Origin of the sequence: Paracoccus indicus, from assembly GCF_003056335.1 — a bacterium.
Taxonomy (GTDB): domain Bacteria; phylum Pseudomonadota; class Alphaproteobacteria; order Rhodobacterales; family Rhodobacteraceae; genus Paracoccus; species Paracoccus indicus.
This window is the reverse complement of record NZ_PYWA01000019.1, coordinates 1-5,519: the sequence shown is the minus strand read 5'-3', so window position 1 is coordinate 5,519 and position 5,519 is coordinate 1. Positions and strand designations below refer to the sequence as shown.

General features: G+C 55.1%; 7 protein-coding genes and 2 pseudogenes. 4 read left to right on the top strand and 5 right to left on the bottom strand.

The genetic code is table 11. The features are described 5' to 3' along the window. Positions 1-171: 171 nt before the first annotated feature. The 4 genes and pseudogenes from DDE75_RS16975 to DDE75_RS17915 all read left to right on the top strand — a co-directional run. Entirely contained in the window at positions 172-585 is a 414-nt protein-coding gene (locus tag DDE75_RS16975) for a type II toxin-antitoxin system MqsR family toxin (protein ID WP_108503567.1), read from the top strand. Beyond that, complete coding sequence (locus DDE75_RS16970) at positions 582-1,592, top strand: type II TA system antitoxin MqsA family protein (protein WP_108503566.1); 1,011 nt, start codon at positions 582-584, stop codon at positions 1,590-1,592. Before DDE75_RS16975 ends, DDE75_RS16970 begins: the two co-directional genes overlap by 4 nt. Before the next feature lie 125 nt (positions 1,593-1,717). Further along, positions 1,718-1,915, top strand: a pseudogene (locus DDE75_RS17885) (transposase); the annotation flags it as partial. Then, positions 1,898-2,035 (top strand): annotated as a pseudogene (locus tag DDE75_RS17915) (transposase); the annotation flags it as partial. The pseudogenes DDE75_RS17885 and DDE75_RS17915, both read left to right, overlap by 18 nt. A 38-nt stretch (positions 2,036-2,073) precedes the next feature. On the opposite strand, the gene DDE75_RS17425 reads toward DDE75_RS17915, so the two are convergent. From DDE75_RS17425 to DDE75_RS16945, 5 genes are all read right to left on the bottom strand, one after another. After that, the gene (locus DDE75_RS17425; RefSeq protein ID WP_162799108.1) at positions 2,074-2,532 is read right to left on the bottom strand and encodes a DNA-binding protein; all 459 of its coding nucleotides are present in this window, start codon (positions 2,530-2,532) and stop codon (positions 2,074-2,076) included. Positions 2,533-2,534: 2 nt separating this feature from the next. Then, on the bottom strand, positions 2,535-3,548 hold the full coding sequence (locus DDE75_RS16960) for a replication initiation protein (RefSeq protein WP_108503565.1): 1,014 nt from the start codon (positions 3,546-3,548) through the stop codon (positions 2,535-2,537). A gap of 32 nt (positions 3,549-3,580) precedes the next feature. Next, positions 3,581-3,652 carry a hypothetical protein gene (locus tag DDE75_RS17880; protein ID WP_418304193.1) on the bottom strand — a complete coding sequence of 24 codons (72 nt, stop codon included), beginning with the start codon at positions 3,650-3,652 and terminating at the stop codon, positions 3,581-3,583. 735 nt (positions 3,653-4,387) lie between these two features. Beyond that, positions 4,388-4,537 carry a hypothetical protein gene (locus tag DDE75_RS17465; RefSeq protein WP_170310971.1) on the bottom strand — a complete coding sequence of 50 codons (150 nt, stop codon included), beginning with the start codon at positions 4,535-4,537 and terminating at the stop codon, positions 4,388-4,390. Between the two features lie 587 nt (positions 4,538-5,124). Next, the coding region (locus DDE75_RS16945; RefSeq protein ID WP_211659380.1) for a plasmid recombination protein at positions 5,125-5,519 on the bottom strand (395 nt) is incomplete at its 5' end.

The following is a 5,519-nucleotide window of genomic DNA, read 5'->3' as shown; positions in this document are numbered from 1 at the left end:
GCATCGAGGACGCCCCGGCTGCTGTAGGTCCCGTGCAGGATGGAGTTGTCGAGAGTACGCCGCTTCATCGGCATTGGGCGTATCGCGTTCACGAAAGCTGTGCTGGAGGCTGGGGGAGGGCATCGTTAGGTACTGGAGTTCGCGGACGAGTTCCCACAAAGTTGACAAATAATGCTACTTGATAATCCATCAATTGATGTACTAATAGGCGGGACCGTGGCAGCGACCATTCAGGAGATCCGAACGTTCTTGGATGCCTTCAAAGGCATAGTGGAGCGCAGTGGTTTGGACACATGGCCAACCAAGAAGAATGATCAGTTCCTTCTTGATAGCGGCTTTACCTCGGATGATGTCGAAGAGATCGTCCGAAAACTGGAGGTCCGAGACTATGAGTCTGGGCCTCATGATGACGATAAAGAAGGGCTGCGTCAGCCCGGTGAAGTGTGGGTTTTCGGTAAAGAATATGAAGGTTACGACCTTTATATTAAGCTCAAGATGACAAACGGAAACGCAGTAATAGCAGAATGTTTGTCGGCTCATGAGGCCGAGTTTCCAATGAAGTTGCCTATGAGGGCACGCAGATGATTATTAATATTTCAGAAGCTTCTTGCCCGCAGTGCGGTGAGACCGGTTTGCTTAAATTTACAACTCTACAGGATACTGTGGAGGTGCGTGGATTCGCCGTAACCGTTAATAAAGTTAAGCGTCATTGCGACAATTGCGGAGCCGATTTCGAAAACACTAAGGATCACGATTGGAAGCGTGAGGCTTTTGATGCTTATCGCGCCGCTTTTGGAGTTCCTAGCGGAGATCAAATCCGTGCATGGCGTGAAGAGTATAGCTTAACTCAAGCTGAGGTTTCAGCCCTTCTTGGTTGGGGCGAAGTGACTATTGGGCGCTATGAAAAAGGGGCGTTGCCCTCAGAAGCTCAGGCGACTCAGCTCAAAAGTGTGATGTCCAAAGAAGGTCTCTATCGGGCATTAGAAGAAAAATCGGGTGCGGTTGTTCCTGAGAAAAGAGAACTCCTCATGGAGGCGCTAAAGCCTAATGTTATCAAGGCTATGTACCGGAAAATGGTTGGAGATATTTACTGTACCTCTAATGAGGCATACAACGGTGGCCGGCAATTTGTATTTGAAAAGGCCGCTGCGCTGATTTATCTTCTTTCTGAATATAGAGAGCCAGTTACCAAATTTAATAAGCTTATGTTTTATGCGGATTTTTTATCAAAAATCGAGTTGGGTCATTCTATAACAGGAGTTCAGTATTGTAAGTATCAGTACGGCCCTGTTCCAGACAAATTTGATACGCTTTATGACTGCATGAAGGTGCACGAAGTAATTGATATGGAGGAGGCTGTAATTGGAATTTATCCCTCTAAAATAGTTTGCCCTATGAGCATAAGCTATAAAGGTTATCTCTCAGAAGAAGAAGAAAATATTGCTCTACGCGTTGTAAAATTCTTTAAAAAATATAATGCATCAACGATTGCTGATTATTCGCACGAGGAACGGGCTTGGCTAGAGGTTGGCATGAAGGATCCGATACCTTATACATATGCCAATACTATCTCACTGATCGGACGAGTTTAGGTAATAAAAAATGGTGTCAGTATGATACCATTTTTTATTGATATGCATAACCATAGCGCCAGGGTCAGGACGCATTGATTTCTGTTGTGCTGCGTGATTCACACCTCCGAAAACGGAGCGGTGACATGAGCGATCTCTTCTGGCTGACCGACGCGCAGATGGCGCGCCTGGCTCCCTTCTTTCCTAGGTCGCACGGGGAACCCCAAAGTTGATGATCAGCGTGTTCTGAGCGGGATACCTTTATCAATTGCAACGGATTGCAGTGGCGAAATGCGCCCACGAAATATGGCCCGCACAAGATACTCTACAAGCGTCGCAACCGGATCAAGATGATGTTCGGCAGACTCAAGGACTGACGGAGGGTTGCGACCCGTTATGACCGCTACCCACAAATTTTTCTCTCAACAATCGCACTCGCTGCGACCGTAATTCTTTGGCTCTGACAGAAAACGAGCCCTTGACCCTAGGAGATTGGGAAACGCTAGAACGGCCACCATCCACGTCGCTTCGAGGGGTTGCTTGGCGCGTCATGACGCGCATCTGATGGGGGTTGCGAGGGTTGCGCCAAAGCCAAGACCCGCTCTGAAGCGGCATCAAGACGTCGCCGAAGATCTTCAACCGTCTCTTGCTGCCTGCGTGAGTTTTCTCTTTCCTGAGAAAGCATTGCTTCGGTCATGGCAAGCTTCACCTGCAGGATTTCCATGTCTTTCGAGTGTGTTGCAGAAGCTTCTTCATGGGGGTTGCGCAGCGCGTCATGACGCGCTTCTGACGTCCGTTGCGCAACGCCTCGGGGGTAGACCCGGAACAGCTCGGCCGGTTCAATCAGATAGGCCCCGTCATCCTGCCTTGAGGCCGAGATCCTGCCCGCCTTGATTGCACGGCTGATGGTGGACTTCGACAAACCAGTCTCTTTTGCCGCTCGACTGATAGACCAGCTCATCTTCAGACCCTTCCAACGGTTCGGCAGAAATCTGAGAACAGTTTCTCAATATTGCTTGCATCGCGAGAGATCCCTCGCTCCCCTAGGAACCTGCGAAAATCACTCGCGATCTTGGCGTTATCTACATTGCAGCCGGCGGCCCGCTTAAGCTCGATCCAACGCGGCGAATAGGCGATGCTCCCGGTTTCAGGAAAAGCGGCAATGATTGCCTCCGCGGTGCCATCGCGGCGCGCCTTGCGGCCGATTTTCGAGGCTGACAGCTCGCGCTTTGCTGCGCGCGGATCGCCTTTTGCCTCCCAGGCAATGGTGACGCTGGCGACGGCGCGACCAACCTTGTTTGGGGTCGCGGTCAAGGTCAGTCGGGACAGCTGATTGATCTCTGCGACAGCCGGAAGAACCGCACGGCGATTGAAGTCTGCGAAGCGGTCAAGCGTCCCCTCAGGAACGCCCAACAGTGCCCGCAGCTCTGGGACCGTGAACGTTTTGGCGCTGACGTATTCGAGGTTCACCAAGCTGGCGACGTGCTGGAAAAGCAGTACCGAATACTTGCTGGCCAAATGAAAGACTGTCTGCCTGTCCAGGATCGCCCAGTGGTTGGACTGCTCCGCCATTCGCCGAAAGGTGCGCCCGAAGAACCAGCTGACCAAAAGATCGCCGCTGACCTCGTGGCGGTAGTCGATCAAGGCTTCGTCCAGCAAACCGCCAATGGTGACGCGCATTGCAGTCTGATCGTCAAAGGTCATGACGGCTGCCCGCAATTCCTCGAAGAGTGGCGTTAGGCTAGCCCGGTCATGGTTCCTCATGCCGTCAATGCGGCGGATATCTGACAAGCGGAGGTCATGCTGCACGTCCTCGGCCATGCGACCAGCTGCTGTCGCAATCATCAGATGCATGAGCTTGAGGGCCTGAAGGCTTGGGGCATTGCGCATGTACACGCCTCGCGCAACTTCGGCGGGCAGTACAGTTTTCGCCTGATCTAGAGCACGGTCGGCAGCAACCTGGAGTGTCTTTCCCATAGGTGACAAAAAACATGACAATATGTCACCGGTCAATGCGTAAATTCGGCCCCATTTGTCACTTGTCCGGCCCCATTTGTCACTTGTCCGGCCCCATTTGTCACTTTAAAACAGTCAAGCCATTGTAAAAAAATGATATTGTAAGGACGAACTATAGAACTAAGAAGAACAAGAAGGGGCTGCGCCCATTTTTGGTCTGATTTTGGTGTCTGAAAGGGAGGTTAGTCACTTTCCCAGAGTCCTTGACGATCTGAGAGAAGCCTCGCCCTCCGGAAAACCCGACCTGCAGCGCATGGGCGCAAGTCTCGGAATCTTCTGGCTGAGAAAAGGTGGCGCCAGCGGCCCGGAGCGCGCCCTGGATGGGCCGTGCGGTGCGGAACCGCAGGGTGGGAGGCAGGACCCGTCAGCGAGGCTCCTGGCGCCTCTCCGGGGCGCCCATTTTCAACCGGGAGGCGGGGCTGTGGTCCGTAAGCGGCGTTATGACTCGCAATCGGCAGACGGCCCGATCCGCTGCCGGTTGTGAGGTCATGAACCCACACGGGCTTTGCTGGTCCTAATATCGGCAGCGGCGTCAGGCGACGTTGGGAAGGTAAAAAACGGAGACCTGCCCCATGTCTGATCTGCTCATGCCCGATTGGCTCCCTCTCGCTCTTGCCCTCGCCGCGTCGCTCGTCGGCTTGCTGCGCGAACTCTTCGGCTGGTGGCGCGACAGGCGGAAACCCTGAAGGATCGCCAAGTGTAAAGTTGGCGGGAATGATTGAGGCCGGGAATGCAAACCCCCTGTGTTATCCCGGCCCCGTCCCTCGGCGGAGGGAATGCCCAAACGCGGGCGATCGGGCCTAACGCATTTCGTGTTGCCGCCGTCGCTTCGCGCGTTCCTCGTTGTCCCGCTCTACATGCCACCGGATCGCGAAGAACATCCCGATTCCCAGCACGATCAGCTTGAAGGGTAGGAAGATCAGCGGGAAGACATCCGACCAGTGTTCCATCCATTCCGTCCTTCTAATCGGCTGCGCCTCTCCGGGCCGGCTACATGAGGCCGGTCCCGCCCGCAGCGAGGCGGAACGCCGCAGGCAAGGCGCGGATCTAGTCGCGTCCTGCCCTGGCAGAACCGACCCTCGACCGGCGAGCCGCTCCCGGCCGCGGAACGCCCGAAAAGGGCCGCGTCAGAGTTTCACATCCCGACCTGTTCCATACCCTGCAAAGGCAGGCGCTTCGACAGGGTTGAAAGTGTAAAAAATTACATTCCCATTTCTTGCCAATCTTACAGCCTGCCGCAGCGCAGGCTTCAACCCAGGGCGCGGGAAAGGGTCAGTGCCCGTAGTCCCAGGCATCGTCCTTCCGCTTGATCCGATGCTCCGAGCTGGGGCTTTCCTCTACTCTCACCTCTTTGACAGGTGCTGCCCTGCGCTTCTGAGCCTGCTCCTTCAAACCGAGGGTTCGGGGTTCCCGCTTGCGAGACGGTCTGGGGCGCTTGACCTGCTCTTCCATCTTCTCGGCCTTCCTGTTGACTGCCTGCGTGGTCCGGGCGAAGCATTTGGGCTTCGTCCAGGCCCTTTTCGCGGGTGTCTCGATGTCAGTGCGCCTGAACACCCCTCAGAGCGTCCGTGGTTGCCTCTGAGGCCCCCTTGCGCCATTCCGCGTCCGCCTGGTCCCCGCCCAGCCCCAGAACAGCGCCCTTGCGCCTCTCTGGAAGCTCCACGGGTGCAGGGGAGGGGATATGCGCGTAGGCATCCTGTTCTTTGCGGATCATCTTATGCATCGCTTCGGGGGATGAGCCGACGAAGTATTCCAGCCCGTGAACCGCGTTGCTGCGGATCTTCTCGGGGGCGCGCTCCTTCCAAGCATCGAGGACGCCCCGGCTGCTGTAGGTCCCGTGCAGGATGGAGTTGTCGAGAGTACGCCGCTTCATCGGCATTGGGCGTATCGCGTTCACGAAAGCTGTGCTGGAGGCTGGGGGAGGGCATCGTT